The sequence below is a fragment of the Vibrio coralliilyticus ATCC BAA-450 genome (assembly GCF_000176135.1).
Taxonomy (GTDB): domain Bacteria; phylum Pseudomonadota; class Gammaproteobacteria; order Enterobacterales; family Vibrionaceae; genus Vibrio; species Vibrio coralliilyticus.
Map to the genome: position 1 here is coordinate 1,014,714 of NZ_ACZN01000018.1, position 15,772 is coordinate 1,030,485.

Below are 15,772 nucleotides of genomic sequence, written 5' to 3' on the forward strand. Positions count from 1 at the left end.
TAAATAAAAAGCCCCGCTCAGTGAGCAGGGCTTTAGAAAGGGAAAAGTTTGCTATTAAAGCATCTTACGTGCAGCTTCAACCACAACTTTGATTGAACGCGCTTCAGTTTCTTTTAGCGTTGAATGATCCGGGATCTCTTTCTGAGTACGGTTGATGATAACACCCGCCACACAGCCAGCTTTCAAGCCTGAGCTCGCACACATGGTTAGCAGTGTTGCAGACTCCATTTCAAAGTTCAGCACACCCATATCTTGCCACTCTTTCATAGAGCCTTGGAAACGCTTCACTACACGACCTGAGAAAGTATCGTAACGTTCCTGACCAGGGTAGAACGTGTCACTAGATGCAGTTACACCCATGTGGACATCTGCACCAGACTCTTCAACAGCAGCTTTCATTGCTGTAGCTACTTCAAAATCAGCAACTGCTGGGAATTCCATTGGAGCAAAGTGAAGACTTGCACCATCTAGACGAACAGAACCTGTTGAAACGATCATGTCACCAACATTAACGTGTGGCTGAATTGCGCCCGTTGTACCCACGCGTAGGAAAGTACGAACACCTAGCTGCGCTAACTCTTCAACAGCGATTGAAGTAGAAGGGCCGCCGATACCAGTAGAACAAACAACAACCGGCTTACCGTCTAGTTCAGCACGGTAAAGCGTGTATTCGCGGTGGCTTGCCAAAAATACCGGATTCTCCATTTCTTCTGCGATCTTTTGAACGCGCGCAGGGTCACCTGGAATAATCGCTAATGTTGCACCTGCAAGGTCAGCTTCAGTAACGCCTAAGTGAAATACGGCTTGAGACATAGGGGGCTCCTTAGTTTGACGAAACTTGATTCAACACACGAACCTGTTCGTTCTATAAATTTCATTGGGTACAGGAATACTTTATCTGACTCACGCCCACCAAAGAGTGATAAAACTCACATTGATGAGCGCAAACAGTATTAGCATTGCACATAAAATCGGTTGGCATCACATTTTTATACAAATCGGCTTCTTGTGTTGCATAAAAAACAGCCTCTGCACCATAGATACAGAGGCTGAGCGTTTAACCAGAAATGTTGTGAATGGGCTAATCCTGCTGAGACTTGAATTTCAATAGCCGAAGCGCATTCAACGTCACAATCGCTGTTGCCCCACTATCTGCTAATACTGCCACCCAGAGGCCAGTAATACCCAATAAACTGGTCACTAAGAACACTCCCTTCAGACCCAGAGCTAAGAAGATATTCTGACGAATATTGCTTAGTGTCGCACGCGACAGCTCAATCATACCTGCCAGCTCCACTAAACGGTTGTGAGTGATTGCAGCATCTGCGGTTTCAAGAGCAACGTCCGTACCGCCCCCCATAGCAATACCGATGCTTGATGCTTTCATCGCAGGAGCATCATTGATGCCGTCACCAACCATAGCGACATTAGTGTTGGAGGACAGCTCCTCAACATAGGTTACTTTATCCTGAGGCAGCAGGCTGGCTTTGAAATCAATATCGATCATTGAGCTGATCGCTTGCGCACTGCGCGGGTTATCCCCCGTTAACATAATCGAATTGATGCCTAAGCCTCTCAACGCTTTCACTGCTTGCGCGGAGTCTTCACGCAAGGTATCTTGCCAAGCAATCAGGCCCATTACTGTGTTTTCGTTCTGCACGGCTACTACTACAGTTTTGCCCTGCTCTTCCATCTGCTGGATACGAGATTCGATATCACCGCTCATCTCAAACCCAAGCTTACTTGGTGCAATTGCCTGATACACAACCCCATTCACCACACCGCGAACACCACTACCTATCAATGCCTGTTTGTCCAAAGCTTCTGGTAAGTGAATACCTGCTGATTTGGCTTTGTTCACCAGCGAGACGGCCAGCGGATGACTTGAGCCGACTTCGATAGCCGCAATGTTCTCAAGCAACTCCGACTCTTGCACATCACCAAGAGTAATGATGTCCGTTACTTCCGGTTTACCTTTGGTCAAAGTACCCGTCTTGTCGAAGGCGATTGTTTCAATCTTTCCAAGCTGCTCTAGCGCCGCTCCACCTTTGATTAGAGCCCCACGTTTTGCTGCTGCCGCCAACCCTGATGTAATCGCTGCTGGTGTGGAGATCACCAAAGCACAAGGACATGCAATCAACAGCAACGCTAGACCGCGGTATACCCAAGTTTCCCATGGCTGAGCAAAGAACATTGGCGGTACGATAATCACAAACAGTGACACCAGCATCATGAGTGGCGTGTACCAACGGCTAAATTTGTCTAAGAATCGTTCCAGAGGCGCTTTACGTGATTCTGCTTCTTCAATTAGATGAAGAATACGATCAATGGCATTCTCACCTTGTTTAGAGGTAATGGTGAAGCGCACCACTTTGTCCACCACAACGGCACCAGCCATGACAGATTCATTTTGGTAACGCTCGACAGGAATGGATTCACCGGTGAGTGCACTTTCATCGAAACTGGCTACTTCACCGACCAATTTGCCATCTGCAGGCAATCTTGCTCCGGGCGAGACCTCAATGATATCGCCAGGTTGCAACTCACTGGCTGAGACTTCAACGCGCTGGCCGTCAATAATTTTAGTCGCGGTTTCCGGCACCAATTCCATCAAGGCTTGAACGCCGCTTCGGGCACGAGAAGCTGCAAAGGCCTCTAACTGCTCACCAATCAAAAACAGCAGTAATACCATGGCCGCTTCGACGGTCTCCCCCAGATAAAGAGCACCAAGTGCTGCCACACTCATCAGAGTTTCAATAGCAAAGGGCGTACCTGACTTGGCTAATACAATGGCTTTCTTACCGATGGGATACAGGCCAGCCAAACACGTTAGGATAAACATCCATTCGCTGACTAGAGGAAGAGCCGGTTTGAGCACTGCCGCAACCGCCATCGCCGATGCAATGGCAATAATCTGGGCGTTTTGCTTGAAGATATGTTTCCAGCCAGAAGCCGTTTTTTGATTAGAAGAAGAATTGGGGCTGGCAAAGCTAAAGCCAGTATCAAGAATAGTTTGTTCAACCAGTTGCGCCACACCAGAGTGGTCTACTTTTACAACCAACTTTTCTGTCGCAAACAGAACTTTGGCTTCGACAACACCATCAACTTTGTTAACGGCCGTTTCAATTTTTCGCGCGCAGGATGGGCAGTCCATACCACCGATTTTCCAGCTTTGCGTCATTCGAGGGTCTTGTGACAGACCGGAGTCACTTTCCTCATCGGCTGGATCAGTGCCACTACCACAAATGTCTGAACTGCAGCAGCCAGAATCTGCCGTTTCTACGCCTGCCATCTTAATAGTTGAAATTTTTGGGCTGGCACAAGAGCCTGTATTTGAAGGATTAACCGCCACTTTGTCTGAACGACATGCTTGATGTTTGGTGCACATAAACTTATCTCCATTGAATGTACACCTTAATCATAAACCTTGGAGTCAACTCCAAGGTCAACTATTTTTTGCTTCCTGAGGCAAAATTTCTTTCTGACTGGCCACTTCATCAATCAAAACAGCATCATGAGTACAAAACGGCTGAGAGTTGATACTGGTAATCGAGGGATCTTCCTCCACCAGCTCAGTGGTTTCACCTTTCATTAAATCAGCCAAGTGCATGCGTAAAACAAAGGTCGCCAGGATGCCAAATACAATCGAGCCAAGCGCTTGACCATACAGCACGCCCAGTGCCCCAAACCAACTCGAACCTAAATAAACAAACGGCAACGTCCCTAACGTCGCTTTACCTAAGTTTAATGCTGTCGAATAAAGCGGTTTACCAAGATTATTGAAAGAGGTGTTGGCGACAAATTGCGCCCCATTAAAAATGAAGCTCACGGCCACATAGGTGCAAAAGGCGGAGACAATAACGGCGGCATCACCTTTCAAGCTGAACCCAGAAATCACCAACGATTGTGCGAAGTAGAGAATGAAGCAAACCAGAATCGTGTAGGTGGTGGTCACGATTAGTGAGTTGTTTAACGTGTCACGTACACGATCAAATCGCTCTGCTCCGAAGTTTTGGCCGATGATTGGCCCAACGGCCCCAGACAGAGCAAATATCACCGCAAAACATACAGGAATCAATCGTCCGATAACCGCATAACCTGCAACAAAATCTTCGCCATATTGCGCGATTGACGTTGTTACGATTGCATTGCCAATCGGGGTCGCGATATTAGTGATAATGGCTGGAATCGCAATAGTCAGAATGGCTTTGAGATTGTTACTCCATACTGGCAGCGACAAGCGAGCAACCAAGTTATGAACACGAATCAGAGGATAGATAGAGAAAAACAGCACGGTAAATCGGGCAAAAACGGTAGCAATCGCGGCACCTTCCACATTCCAGCCAAAACCGAAGATGAAAATCGGATCGAGGATAGCGTTAGCAATACCACCTGCCAGTGTAGCCCACATTGAGCGTTTCGCATCGCCTGCCGCTCTTAAGCCTGCGCCCGCGGACATGGCAATGGCAATCACAGGGCCACTCGGTATAAGGATTCTCAGATAAGCTTCGGCACGTTCAGCCACGTACCCTTTAGCACCTATCGCGTGCAGCAGTTCAGGAATATAGAAAAACATGACCGCACTGACCACGCTGCTGATGACAAAAGCGGTGGCAATAATACTGCTACTCAGTTGTCTGGCATGCTCGCGCTGCTTAGCCCCTATCGCCTTAGAGACTAATGCTCCCATTGCGATGGATGTACCAATAGAAATTGAAGTAGAGAAGAACACCAGTGTGCCAGCAAAGCCGACAGCAGCAGCCAGTTCAACTTGGCCCAACATACTGATAAACAGCATATCCAGTAAGTCGACAACAAACAGGGCCATTAAACCAACAGAACCTGCGCCGGACATCACCAAGATATGGCGCATGGTTGAACCTTCAACAAATTTAGCGCTCTGATTCTGCATGCTTCTCCCCGGACTTTGCTGGTATCAATAACAACAAGAGGCGCATATTTGCGCCTCTTTTACAGTTTGTAACACATCACTATACCGGATGCTTAAAGCAATCGTCCAGATTCTTCGCTACAGCTCTGAGCACATCTCGACGCGTAATAATGCCGACTAGTTTACCGTTATCAATCACCGGATACACTTTCGGTTTACCCACTTGCATCATATCTGCCAGCTCAATAATCGAGGTATCTGGACCAACCGAAATAACATCAGGATGCATGCAGTCCGACACAATGTGAGTATCCTGACAGTAGTAACTGACCTTAACCAGTTTATCTAGCAAGTCATGCCCTGAAAGAAAACCAATCACTTCTTCTTTTTCGTTAATAACCGGTCCACCGAGATAACTCGACTTCATCACTTTTTCCAGCGCAGCACTTAGTGACATTTCAGGTTTAAACGTCACGGCTTGCAATGTCATGTAATCTCTTACTTTCAATGATTCCATTTGTGTCTCCTTAACGAGCAAGTCACGCTTGCCATATTGTAATTGTTGTCTAATTTCTTGATTTTACTAAATTGAAAACAACAATTTTTCCAATAGGCGTTACCTATCACAAAACTACTCGCCAGGACAGTTAGCCTGAGCGTCACGTGCCGCCAACCAGCTACTAAACAGTGAGACGCAAAATGGCACACAGTAGGTCAAAGACGCTTTGGCCCAATTCACAGAACCTTCTCCCAGAATTGCATCATACTGATTAATCAGATTGAGTAAGGTGCCCACCACCGCTGCAATGATCAGCGCTCTTTTCGTCATTTGCACATTCATCTTATTGAGCCTTATATTTGTATAAGTACTGTGTTCTCTGAATAAACTATAGTTAGAAGATAGAAAGCAGTTAAGGATGAGGCTCGTGAATTCGACATTTTCAGCGGCAGTCGCTAGAAACCCAGACCTGATGCATGCTGTTTTTGAATCACTGCCTGAGCCTACCTTTCTGATCAATAAATCCGGTATCTATGTTGAGGCTTGGGGTGGCACAGACACCAAACGCCATCACAACCCAGCATCACTGATCGGTCTCAATCAATATCAGGTGCTACCTGCAGACAAAGCAGTGTGGTTCAGTCAAGTGATTGTCGATGTTATCGATAATCAAAAACCCGCTGAGCTCAGCTACTCACTTGATCCCAAAGACCTCACTTGCTTTGAAGGCATCCAGGGACCAGCAGAGATCCAATACTTTAGCGCTCTGGTAATCCCTTTACCCAATACGGAGTATGTGCTTTGGACCGTACGCAACATCTCTGAATATCAACGCGCTCTCAATAAACTGGCAGAGCAGCAAAATGAGCTCGAGCGGCTGACCTTAATTGAGCACTTGACCCAAGTTTATAACCGCTATGCCATGGATGCTTTATTACCGGATTCTATTGAGCTGGCAAGATTAAAGGGCATGGGAGCAGCCGTGTTTATGATCGATATCGATTGCTTTAAAGAGTTCAATGATCACTATGGGCACATCAAAGGAGATGAAGCATTAAAAGCGGTCGGTAGTGCAATCAAACAGTGGGCGCACAACAACGATCTATGCTTTCGTTATGGCGGCGATGAGTTTCTGGTGTTTGTTCCCGGCATATCGGAACATATGTGTATTCAGCACGCACAAGACCTACTTGATGCGATCGCGCAACTCGCGCTAGAGCATAGGACATCACACGTTTCGCAATACCTGACAATTACCGTTGGGATTCGTCATTGCGATCCAATCCCCGCAGATATGACCGCAGAAAAGTTTGTGGGAATTGCAGACAAAGCCTTGTTCTTTGCCAAAAAACACCAACGAGGCACCATCCACAAAATGTAAATCAAATACAAAACAGGCCCGTCATCAAGAAGGGCCTGTTTCTTTATGATTTCCAACGTTCAGCAGCTTTCGCATCCGACTCTCGGGATTCAACCCAGCGAGTCTCTTCCGTAGTGCGTTCTTTTTTCCAGAATGGTGCTTTGGTCTTTAGATAATCCATGATGAATTCACAAGCTTCAAACGCCGCACCGCGGTGCGCACTAGATACACCAACAAATACGATTTGATCGCCAATATCCAAATCACCGACACGATGAATGACACGAACATCAAGCAAAGGCCATCGCTGCTCAGCCTGCTGACAAATCTCGCCAAGTGCTTTTTCTGTCATCCCCGGATAATGCTCCAGAGAGAGCCCTGTAACATTGTCGCCAAGGTTCATGTCTCGTACTTTGCCAACAAATGTAACGACGGCGCCAGAGGCTGTGCCCTGTGCGAGAGCTTCGTACTCAGCGCCAACAGAGAAATCTTCGAACTGAACAGACACACGTTCCATCATTAACCTCCTGTCACAGGAGGGAAGAAAGCCACTTCATCGCCATCGTTCAAAGGATGCTCAAAAGCCACAATGGACTGGTTAACCGCTGCCAGTAATTTACCAGGTTCCAGCGCTAAGTCCCATTTACCTTCACGGGTAGCAAGGTCTGCGCGTAGTGCTTCAACGGTCTCAAAACGAGCTTCTAGTTCAAGTTCATCGGTATCAACCAATTCACGGGTCTGAGCAAAGAACAGTACTTTAATCATGCATCCACCTTAAAATGACCTGACTTGCCGCCGGTTTTCTCCAGCAGACGAACCTGACCAATCACCATGTCTTTCTGCACCGCTTTACACATGTCGTAGATGGTTAACGCAGCCACTGACGCCGCAGTTAGGGCTTCCATCTCAACCCCGGTCTTACCTGCAAGTTTGCACACAGACTCAATACGAACCATGTTTTCAGATTCAATCGCTTCCAACTGAACTTCAACTTTTGAAAGAAGAAGCGGATGGCAAAGCGGGATCAGATCCCAAGTTTTCTTCGCTGCCTGAATACCTGCAATACGAGCGGTCGCAAACACGTCCCCTTTATGATGTTGACCCGAAACAATCAACTGCAAGGTTTCCGGTGCCATATGAACAAAAGCTTCAGCTCGCGCTTCACGCACAGTGTCATTTTTTGCCGATACGTCGACCATATTGGCTTCACCGGAGGCATTAATGTGAGTGAACTGACTCATAGTGCTACCTGCTTATACAGAAAGGTGTGGCATGAAGTTACAAGGGCGATGGCTGGCATCCAACTGCTGCTTAATGATTTTTGTCCAACCAGTACGACAAGCACCTGTCGAACCCGGCATTGCAAAGATGACAGTATGGTTCGCAAAGCCCGCAATCGCGCGTGATTGAATGGTCGACGTACCAATTTCTTCGTATGACACCTGACGGAACAGCTCACCAAAACCTTCTACTTCTTTGTCAAACAAAGGCTTAAGTGCTTCAGGTGTGCTATCGCGAGAGGTAAAGCCCGTACCACCGGTAATCATCACAGCTTGCACGCTTTCATCCGCAATCCACTGAGAAACAATTGCACGGATTTTGTACATATCGTCAATCACGATCTGCTTGTCCACAACGTTGTGACCCGCTTCTTTTGCGTTCTCAACCAGATACGCGCCAGAAGTATCATTTTCTTCTGTACGTGTGTCAGAGACGGTTAACACGGCAATGTTTGCTGGTTGAAATTTACTTTCTGCGTGACCCATTTGTTCACCTACCTATTTCGATTTGTTCAGATTGCGCCAAGCTGAGGCTTAGCCCAACATAATATGATTTGAGAATTGAGTATCAGCGTTTAGCCGCCAATCGACGCCAGATGCGGCGTCATGCCCGCATTACCATCGTGGAGGAAGTGGCTCACTGATTTAGTCTGTAACTGCTCCTGAATACGCTGAATTAACGCATTTTCTTGCGAGTCTTGCTGTAATAAATCACGCAGCTCAACACCATGTTCACCAAACAGACACAGGTGCAATTTGCCTTTGGCCGATACACGTAAGCGGTTACAGCTCTCACAAAAGTCTTTCTCATAAGGCATAATCAGACCGATTTCGCCTTGATAGTCAGGATGAATAAACACCTGAGCAGGCCCATCGTTGTTTGCACGCGCTTTAAGTAGCCAACCATTGGCAATCAGCTGATTACGAATCGCTACACCTGAAACATGATGATTGTGGAAGAGCTGATCCATCTCACCAGTTTGCATCAGTTCAATAAAACGCAGCTGAATTGGGCGGCCTTTGATCCAGTTTAGAAACGCTGGCAACTCATGAGAATTGAGGTCTTTCATCAATACCACGTTCACCTTGACCTGCTCATAGCCGACTTCAAAGGCTCGGTCGATACCAGCCATCACTTCGGTAAATTTGTTTTCACCAGTGATCTGATAAAACATGCGAGGATCGAGGCTATCAACGCTAACGTTAATATGTGTCAGTCCAGCCTGCTTCCAGTCAGCAACCTGCTTCTCCATTCGGTAACCATTGGTGGTCGTAGCCACCTTATTGATACCTTCAGTTTCGGCCACAGTATGAATGATATCAGTGAAGTCTTTACGCAAGCTCGGTTCACCTCCTGTGATACGAACTTTCGACGTACCACAGTCAGCAAATGCTCTGACCACACGTTTTATCTCAGGAAGCGTTAAAAAAGACGAGTTTTTCTGTCCCGAAGGTTTATAACCATCAGGCAGACAATATGTGCATTTAAAGTTACAGACATCTGTAACGGAGAGACGCAAGTAATAAAACTTGCGTTGAAATCTATCTTCGAATTGTTGCGCCACGGAACACCTTTCCAAACACGGGAGGCGATAATCATTTCCAATTATGCCCTTGTGACAATTTGTCACTGGCTCAGCACGCTTATTCACTATGAACTTAGCCTGATGAGCTCGGAGTTATGGCAACTGCCTATTAAGACCAATGCTTAACAACAGTAGCTGACGATAAAATACTTAATAATTGTGCGTGTTTCTACCCTCAAGATAAAAAAATCACACCCAACGCCCAAAATACCCCGTATTGAGTACTTTTAGCGGTTCGATTATTCTAGATTGTAGATGAATATGATCAAATAAGAACAAAATTAATGACTCTGTACTGCACGAAAAAAGTGGTCGCCGTTGGTGGTGGTCACGGCCTTGGACGCATGCTGGCGGCTTTGAAAGACTTTGGTGAGAATGCGACAGGCATTGTTGCCACTACAGATAATGGCGGCTCAACTGGTAGGATACGTAATTGTCAGGGCGGTATCGCTTGGGGTGACACCCGCAACTGCATCAACCAGTTAATTACCGAACCCTCAATCAGTTCGATGATGTTTGAATATCGCTTCAAAGGGTCTGGCGAATTGGATGGTCACAACTTAGGTAACTTAATGCTGACTGGCCTCGATAACCTGTCAGTTCGACCTTTGGATGCCATCAACCTTATCCGCAACATGCTTAAAGTCGATGTGAATATCATCCCAATGACAGAACACCCTGCTGACCTTAAAGCGCTTGCTCCTAACGGTCAGTGGGTAACAGGAGAAACCAGTGTCGATGAAATGCCTGAAAAACTGGTTCGTCTCGACTTGGAGCCTGAAGTTCCTGCAACCAGTGAGGGTGTACTTGCGATAGAACAAGCGGATGCGATCATTCTTGGTCCGGGCAGTTTTCTAACCAGTATTATGCCACCATTGCTGTTATCTGAAATTGGCCGAGCAATCGAAAACAACCAAAAGGCTCAGCTTGTCTTCGTTGAAAACCTATCTCCTGAATACGGCCCTGCGGGTAAGATGACTCTGAAAGAAAAACTGGAATGGTGCGAGCGTGCCTGCCGCGGTAGAAAAATTGATGTGGTTTTGGGTGAAGAACCTCACCCTGAATTAAGCGATTGGAATTGCATAACAACACCTCTCGCTTCACCAAATCGAGACTGGCGCCACGACAGAAGCAAATTGCAGTCTGCCGTTGAGTCGTTATTGTGCGAGTAACGCTTTATAGCGCTGTTGGGTTTCACTCAGCAGCGCAACCATCTGTTGCTGTGTCGCTGAGATATCGAGCGTCTGACCTGATTTAGCTTTCGCGTCCACTTCCACCGCATACGCACATAGAGATTCAGCCCCAAAACTTGCAGCACTGCTTTTCAGAGCATGACTAATTTCTTTGAGATAAGCATCTTTATCCAGTCCTTCGTCGGTACTGAGCTTTTCGATGTACTGCGCTAGTTCCCCAAGAAAGATATCAAGCAAAATCGGTACATTATCAGCACCAATTTCACTTGCCAGTCGGTCTATTTTAGTTTGATTTAACACTTCCATGATCGATTACTGTGTTTCCTTCGTGTTCCAGTTTTGCAGCTTGCGATAAAGCGTTGATGGACTGACATCTAAATAGCCCGCGGCTTTAGGAATATTCCCTTCACAGGCCTGAATCGCTTGCTCAATGGCTTTCTTCTCTGTTAACCACAGAGGGAAAATGTCATGCACAGAAAAACTGTCTTTGTCCTGCAAGTCTACCCTGATCTGATTTTCGACTGGCTGATTCAATGGAGGCGGCAACATATCCATGGAGATGTTTTCACCGTTGTTAAGAACCACGACGTTTCTCAGTACGTTTTGCAATTGACGAACATTACCCGGCCACTCGTATTGAGCGAAGCGGCTCACAACTTCTGGTGCCAGCCGGACAAAGTCTTTTCCTTCCTCTTTAGACATAAAGCCTAGCAGAGAATAAGCAATTTCTATGACATCATCGCCACGCTCCCTCAAAGGAGGTAGGTGCAAAGGAATTACGTATAAACGATAATATAAGTCTTCACGGAAGCGACCTTCCTGCACCTCTTTCCAAGGGTCTCGGTTGGTTGCACAGACGAAACGCACGTCGACGCTTTTCATTTTCGAAGAGCCGACTTTCTGGAAGGTACCCGTCTGAATAAAACGTAGTAGCTTAGTTTGCAGATCCAGATCCATCTCACACAGTTCGTCAAGGAACAGCGTGCCTCCATCAGCCAACTCAGCCGCGCCTTGTCGATCAGTGGCAGCGCCGGTAAACGCGCCTTTCACATGACCAAACAATTCACTTTCAATCAGATCTTTTGGAATAGCCGCACAGTTGATCGCGATGAAGGGCTTGTCACCACGCTTACTTGCCGCATGAATGGCCTCTGCACACACCTCTTTACCCGTACCACTTTCACCAGTGATGAAAATACTGGCTTTACTGGATGCGGCGGAGTCGATGGTACGATACACAGCCTGCATAGTGTGGCTACTACCGATAAAGCCTTGATAATTCTGGTTACCCGGATTATCAGCTTCATTTTTCAACTTGGTCGCTTTGCGAATAGCGTTGTTAACCGTGACACGGAGTCGGTCCGCTTCACACGGCTTGATAAGGAAATCCTGAGCACCATGGCGCATCGCTTCTACAGCGGTATCAATCGAGCCGTGGGCAGTCATGAATATCACTGGAACATCAGGCATTTTCTGTTTCACTGCATGCAAAACATCCATACCTGTCATGTCGGGAAGACGAAGGTCCAATAGGATTAAATCAGGAGTGCGAAAGTTGAGGCTTTCAATGGCATCACGCCCGGTACCAACGATGTTGATATCGATACCCAAAGGGGTGAGATAAGAACGGTACAACGCCGCGACCGACGCAGTATCTTCAACCATCAAAAGATATTTGGACTTTTGTGTTTGCGTATTGTGTTGCATAACCTAGCCGAATTTTTCTTCGCAATTTGTATAAATGATTGCATTGCGCTTTGCATTTTGCAAATTTAATGCTTAAAAAACGAGAAACGCCCTAAAATTGGCGTAAAAAAATTGGCACGTTAAATGCTGTTATAACATTGACCCTTATGGGTCACCTAGCCAACTGACGTTGTTAGTGAACTTAGTATTCACAAATTACAGCCAATAGAATTTATTTCTACTGGCTATTTTTTTATCTGTCAGTCGGAGGCCATAACACGAAATCAGCTATTCACAATGAACTGCTGACGCAATTTTTCAATTTGATCTCGTTTCTCAGCCGCCGCTTCAAACTCCAGATCTTGAGCATGCTGATACATCTGTGCTTCCAACTTGCTAATCTCTTTTTCAAGCTGTTGCGGTGTCATCACATTGTAAGACTGGGACGGCTCTGCGACCTTGGACAACGGAACCTGCTTATTAGTTCGTTGTTTTTTGCTCTTAGCAATATCGCCAAGTTCCATAATATCTTTAATATTACGTTTCAGTGCCTGCGGCTCGATGCCCATCTTATCATTATAGGCTTGTTGTTTCTCTCTACGACGGTTGGTTTCTCCCATCGCCTTGTGCATAGATTTCGTTACACTATCGGCATAAAGAATAGCTTTACCGCTAATATTACGTGCCGCACGACCAATAGTCTGAATCAGCGAACGCTCGGAACGTAGGAAACCTTCTTTGTCAGCGTCCAGAATAGCGACCAACGACACTTCCGGCATATCCAAACCTTCTCGCAGCAAGTTGATCCCGACCAAAACGTCAAATTCACCCAGTCTCAGATCTCGAATAATTTCCACACGTTCGACCGTGTCGATATCAGAGTGGAGATAACGAACACGTACGTCATGTTCCGTCAGGTACTCAGTTAAATCTTCTGCCATACGTTTTGTTAGCGTGGTGACCAACACACGTTCGTCCTTAGCAGATCGAATACGGATTTCGGACAGCAGATCATCCACCTGAGTCGCCACTGGACGAACTTCCAATTCAGGGTCAAGCAGACCTGTTGGACGAACGACCTGATCAGCCACCTCTCCATCTGATTTCTCTAGCTCGTAGTTACCTGGCGTTGCGGATACAAAAATGGTTTGTGGTGCGAGAGATTCAAACTCTTCGAATTTGAGCGGCCGGTTATCCAAAGCAGAAGGCAAACGGAAGCCAAATTCCACCAGCGTTTCTTTACGTGAACGGTCACCTTTGAACATAGCGCCAATTTGCGGCACGGTTACGTGAGATTCGTCGATCACTAACAAACCATCATGGGGCAAGTAATCAAATAGGGTCGGTGGCGGCTCGCCTTCACTACGACCACTGAGGTAGCGAGAGTAGTTTTCGATACCAGAGCAGAAGCCAAGCTCTGTCATCATTTCAATATCAAATTGAGTCCGCTGAGAAATACGTTGCTCTTCAAGTAACTTGTTGTTATCCAACAAATGCTTTTTGCGACTTTCCAGTTCAACCTTAATATTTTCAATCGCATCCAAGATCTTATCTCTTGGCGTAACATAGTGCGTTTTCGGATAGATGGTAAAACGAGGTAAATCGCGCTGCTTGACCACACCCGTCAGTGGGTCGAAGATACTGATACAGTCGATTTCATCATCAAACATTTCAATACGTACTGCATCTTGATCGGATTCCGCAGGGAAAACATCGATCACTTCACCACGAACACGGAACTGTCCTCGCTCAAATGCCACATCGTTGCGGCTGTATTGCAATTCAGCCAGACGGCGCAAAATATCTCGCTGATCCATTACATCCCCGCGGCGTACGTGCAACATCATTTGCAGATAAGACTGAGGATCACCCAGACCGTAAATTGCGGAAACAGAAGCCACAATAATGGCATCTTTGCGTTCAAGTAAGGCTTTGGTCGCGGACAGGCGCATTTGTTCAATGTGGGCGTTTACAGAGGCATCTTTCTCTATAAATGTATCGGTCGTCGGTACGTAGGCTTCAGGCTGGTAATAGTCGTAGTAAGAGACGAAGTACTCGACAGCGTTATTAGGGAAAAATGATTTCATCTCACCATAAAGCTGTGCAGCCAGAGTTTTATTCGGTGCGAGTAGAATCGCAGGGCGCTGAGCCTGTGCTATCACATTGGCAAGGGTAAAAGTTTTACCTGAGCCAGTAACCCCCAGTAAAGTTTGATGAGCGAGACCTGAATCCAACCCCTCCAATAACTGGTTAATCGCTGTTGGCTGGTCACCTGACGGTTGGTAATCCGAAACCAAATCAAAAACTTTGCTCATTTGCACCTCACCCGCACACGAAGAATAAATTCGGTCTATTTTGACTGTATAAATATACAGAAACAATAGCTAGAGAAAAAATAACTCTCTGTTTTAGAAATTTTGTCCTGTTAGCGCTAGATCCCAATATTCAATCCTGCTATTATCTCTCGCCCTACTCGGGAACCATCTTAATAATCTCCCAAAATTCTCACACAGCTTATTCACATTTCTAGTTAAAATCTCAACTTGTCCACATTGATCAAAAAATCCTAAAAATCATAAGAACAGATCTAACCTTCACCTGATGCTTTAATATACAACAAGTTAGCTAATGATCTTTTTTGATTATTTTTAGAGCTAAACACCTATTATTGCTCAGTTTATTCATTGCTCAAGATTCATCAACATAGTTATCCACAATTTTGGTGGATAAGTAAATCTAGCTTAGGCACATCAAGGGCTACAAAAAAGTAAAGCACTTTTTAACAAAAAATTTAGACCATTCAGGCGATTTTGAGGTTGACAGCGTTTCGTCTCACCGATAATATTCGCAGCGCTTAAACGCAATTCCCCCTTAGTTCAGTTGGTAGAACGGCGGACTGTTAATCCGTATGTCGCAGGTTCGAGTCCCGCAGGGGGAGCCAAATTCAAGAAAAAAGACGTCTTCGGACGTCTTTTTTCGTTTCAGCAGCCCTTAACTCTATACAGCGGTGCTTCCTCTCCTTTGATTTACTAGGCCTTCCCTGCATACCTAGCCTCAAATCTTAAACGCAAGGTAATCACATAATTCGCTCAAACAGCTCCCTTCATTTTTGCACTCTCTTACCGTTTAAAAGCCCAATAAACAACGGGGTTCGTCATTAAGTAATTTCTCAACAATTATAAATAAAAAACAATTTAGCTTTATTCCGTACTATTCCGTGCATTTCCTTTCGCTTTTGTCGTTTGTATCTCTACCTTAACCGCCACTTTCATCGTGA

Annotated in this window: 15 protein-coding genes, 1 tRNA gene and 1 riboswitch; of the genes, 3 read left to right on the forward strand and 13 right to left on the reverse strand. The window is 46.0% G+C overall.

All coding sequences use genetic code 11. The features are described from left to right. Positions 1-54: 54 nt before the first annotated feature. From udp to nrtS, 5 genes are all read right to left on the reverse strand, one after another. Entirely contained in the window at positions 55-813 is a 759-nt protein-coding gene (udp, locus tag VIC_RS24045; RefSeq protein WP_006963005.1) for a uridine phosphorylase, read from the reverse strand. 268 nt (positions 814-1,081) lie between these two features. Next, entirely contained in the window at positions 1,082-3,388 is a 2,307-nt protein-coding gene (locus tag VIC_RS24050; RefSeq protein WP_006963006.1) for a zinc/cadmium/mercury/lead-transporting ATPase, read from the reverse strand. Between the two features lie 57 nt (positions 3,389-3,445). Then, positions 3,446-4,912, reverse strand: a complete 1,467-nt coding sequence (locus tag VIC_RS24055) for an MATE family efflux transporter (RefSeq protein WP_006963007.1) — start codon at positions 4,910-4,912, stop codon at positions 3,446-3,448. A gap of 79 nt (positions 4,913-4,991) precedes the next feature. After that, a complete protein-coding gene (locus VIC_RS24060; RefSeq protein ID WP_006963008.1) occupies positions 4,992-5,408 on the reverse strand; it encodes a CBS domain-containing protein in 417 nt (138 codons plus the stop codon). A 114-nt stretch (positions 5,409-5,522) separates the two neighbouring features. After that, positions 5,523-5,732 carry a nitrate/nitrite transporter NrtS gene (nrtS, locus tag VIC_RS24065; protein WP_006963009.1) on the reverse strand — a complete coding sequence of 70 codons (210 nt, stop codon included), beginning with the start codon at positions 5,730-5,732 and terminating at the stop codon, positions 5,523-5,525. Positions 5,733-5,817: 85 nt separating this feature from the next. Between nrtS and VIC_RS24070 the strand changes: the two genes are divergently transcribed. Further along, positions 5,818-6,771, forward strand: a complete 954-nt coding sequence (locus tag VIC_RS24070) for a GGDEF domain-containing protein (protein WP_006963010.1) — start codon at positions 5,818-5,820, stop codon at positions 6,769-6,771. A gap of 43 nt (positions 6,772-6,814) precedes the next feature. Here the strand turns inward: VIC_RS24070 and moaE are convergent, their stop codons facing one another. The 5 genes from moaE to moaA form a co-directional block, all read right to left on the reverse strand. Continuing rightward, entirely contained in the window at positions 6,815-7,270 is a 456-nt protein-coding gene (gene moaE / locus VIC_RS24075) for a molybdopterin synthase catalytic subunit MoaE (protein WP_006963011.1), read from the reverse strand. Further along, positions 7,270-7,515 (reverse strand): molybdopterin synthase sulfur carrier subunit, encoded by a 246-nt coding sequence (gene moaD / locus VIC_RS24080; protein WP_006963012.1) that lies wholly within the window; start codon positions 7,513-7,515, stop codon positions 7,270-7,272. Before moaD ends, moaE begins: the two co-directional genes overlap by 1 nt. Beyond that, a complete protein-coding gene (gene moaC / locus VIC_RS24085; protein ID WP_006963013.1) occupies positions 7,512-7,991 on the reverse strand; it encodes a cyclic pyranopterin monophosphate synthase MoaC in 480 nt (159 codons plus the stop codon). Before moaC ends, moaD begins: the two co-directional genes overlap by 4 nt. A 12-nt stretch (positions 7,992-8,003) precedes the next feature. After that, complete coding sequence (gene moaB, locus VIC_RS24090; RefSeq protein WP_006963014.1) at positions 8,004-8,516, reverse strand: molybdenum cofactor biosynthesis protein B; 513 nt, start codon at positions 8,514-8,516, stop codon at positions 8,004-8,006. A gap of 89 nt (positions 8,517-8,605) precedes the next feature. After that, positions 8,606-9,595 (reverse strand): GTP 3',8-cyclase MoaA, encoded by a 990-nt coding sequence (gene moaA / locus VIC_RS24095; protein ID WP_006963015.1) that lies wholly within the window; start codon positions 9,593-9,595, stop codon positions 8,606-8,608. Next, positions 9,584-9,721: riboswitch (molybdenum cofactor riboswitch) on the reverse strand. (Overlaps the previous gene by 12 nt.) Positions 9,722-9,900: 179 nt before the next feature. Here moaA and VIC_RS24100 point away from each other — a divergent pair. After that, on the forward strand, positions 9,901-10,788 hold the full coding sequence (locus VIC_RS24100; RefSeq protein WP_006963016.1) for a YvcK family protein: 888 nt from the start codon (positions 9,901-9,903) through the stop codon (positions 10,786-10,788). On the opposite strand, the gene luxU is transcribed toward VIC_RS24100, so the two are convergent. From luxU to uvrB, 3 genes are all read right to left on the reverse strand, one after another. After that, complete coding sequence (gene luxU, locus VIC_RS24105) at positions 10,774-11,118, reverse strand: quorum-sensing phosphorelay protein LuxU (protein WP_029236080.1); 345 nt, start codon at positions 11,116-11,118, stop codon at positions 10,774-10,776. The genes VIC_RS24100 and luxU overlap by 15 nt on opposite strands. 3 nt (positions 11,119-11,121) lie before the next feature. Further along, the gene (gene luxO / locus VIC_RS24110) at positions 11,122-12,516 is read right to left on the reverse strand and encodes a quorum-sensing sigma-54 dependent transcriptional regulator LuxO (RefSeq protein WP_019275536.1); all 1,395 of its coding nucleotides are present in this window, start codon (positions 12,514-12,516) and stop codon (positions 11,122-11,124) included. 263 nt (positions 12,517-12,779) lie between these two features. Continuing rightward, on the reverse strand, positions 12,780-14,810 hold the full coding sequence (gene uvrB / locus VIC_RS24115) for an excinuclease ABC subunit UvrB (protein WP_006963019.1): 2,031 nt from the start codon (positions 14,808-14,810) through the stop codon (positions 12,780-12,782). Between the two features lie 550 nt (positions 14,811-15,360). Here uvrB and VIC_RS24120 point away from each other — a divergent pair. Then, positions 15,361-15,436: transfer RNA gene (locus VIC_RS24120), tRNA-Asn, on the forward strand. Positions 15,437-15,772 lie beyond the last annotated feature (336 nt).

Coding starts and splice junctions, on each gene's coding strand:
- udp (WP_006963005.1), bottom strand. CDS start 813: ATGTCTCAAGCCGTATTTCACTTAGGCGTTACTGAAGCTGACCTTGCA.
- VIC_RS24050 (WP_006963006.1), bottom strand. CDS start 3,388: ATGTGCACCAAACATCAAGCATGTCGTTCAGACAAAGTGGCGGTTAAT.
- VIC_RS24055 (WP_006963007.1), bottom strand. CDS start 4,912: ATGCAGAATCAGAGCGCTAAATTTGTTGAAGGTTCAACCATGCGCCAT.
- VIC_RS24060 (WP_006963008.1), bottom strand. CDS start 5,408: ATGGAATCATTGAAAGTAAGAGATTACATGACATTGCAAGCCGTGACG.
- nrtS (WP_006963009.1), bottom strand. CDS start 5,732: ATGAATGTGCAAATGACGAAAAGAGCGCTGATCATTGCAGCGGTGGTG.
- moaE (WP_006963011.1), bottom strand. CDS start 7,270: ATGATGGAACGTGTGTCTGTTCAGTTCGAAGATTTCTCTGTTGGCGCT.
- moaD (WP_006963012.1), bottom strand. CDS start 7,515: ATGATTAAAGTACTGTTCTTTGCTCAGACCCGTGAATTGGTTGATACC.
- moaC (WP_006963013.1), bottom strand. CDS start 7,991: ATGAGTCAGTTCACTCACATTAATGCCTCCGGTGAAGCCAATATGGTC.
- moaB (WP_006963014.1), bottom strand. CDS start 8,516: ATGGGTCACGCAGAAAGTAAATTTCAACCAGCAAACATTGCCGTGTTA.
- VIC_RS24100 (WP_006963016.1), top strand. CDS start 9,901: ATGACTCTGTACTGCACGAAAAAAGTGGTCGCCGTTGGTGGTGGTCAC.
- luxO (WP_019275536.1), bottom strand. CDS start 12,516: ATGCAACACAATACGCAAACACAAAAGTCCAAATATCTTTTGATGGTT.
- uvrB (WP_006963019.1), bottom strand. CDS start 14,810: ATGAGCAAAGTTTTTGATTTGGTTTCGGATTACCAACCGTCAGGTGAC.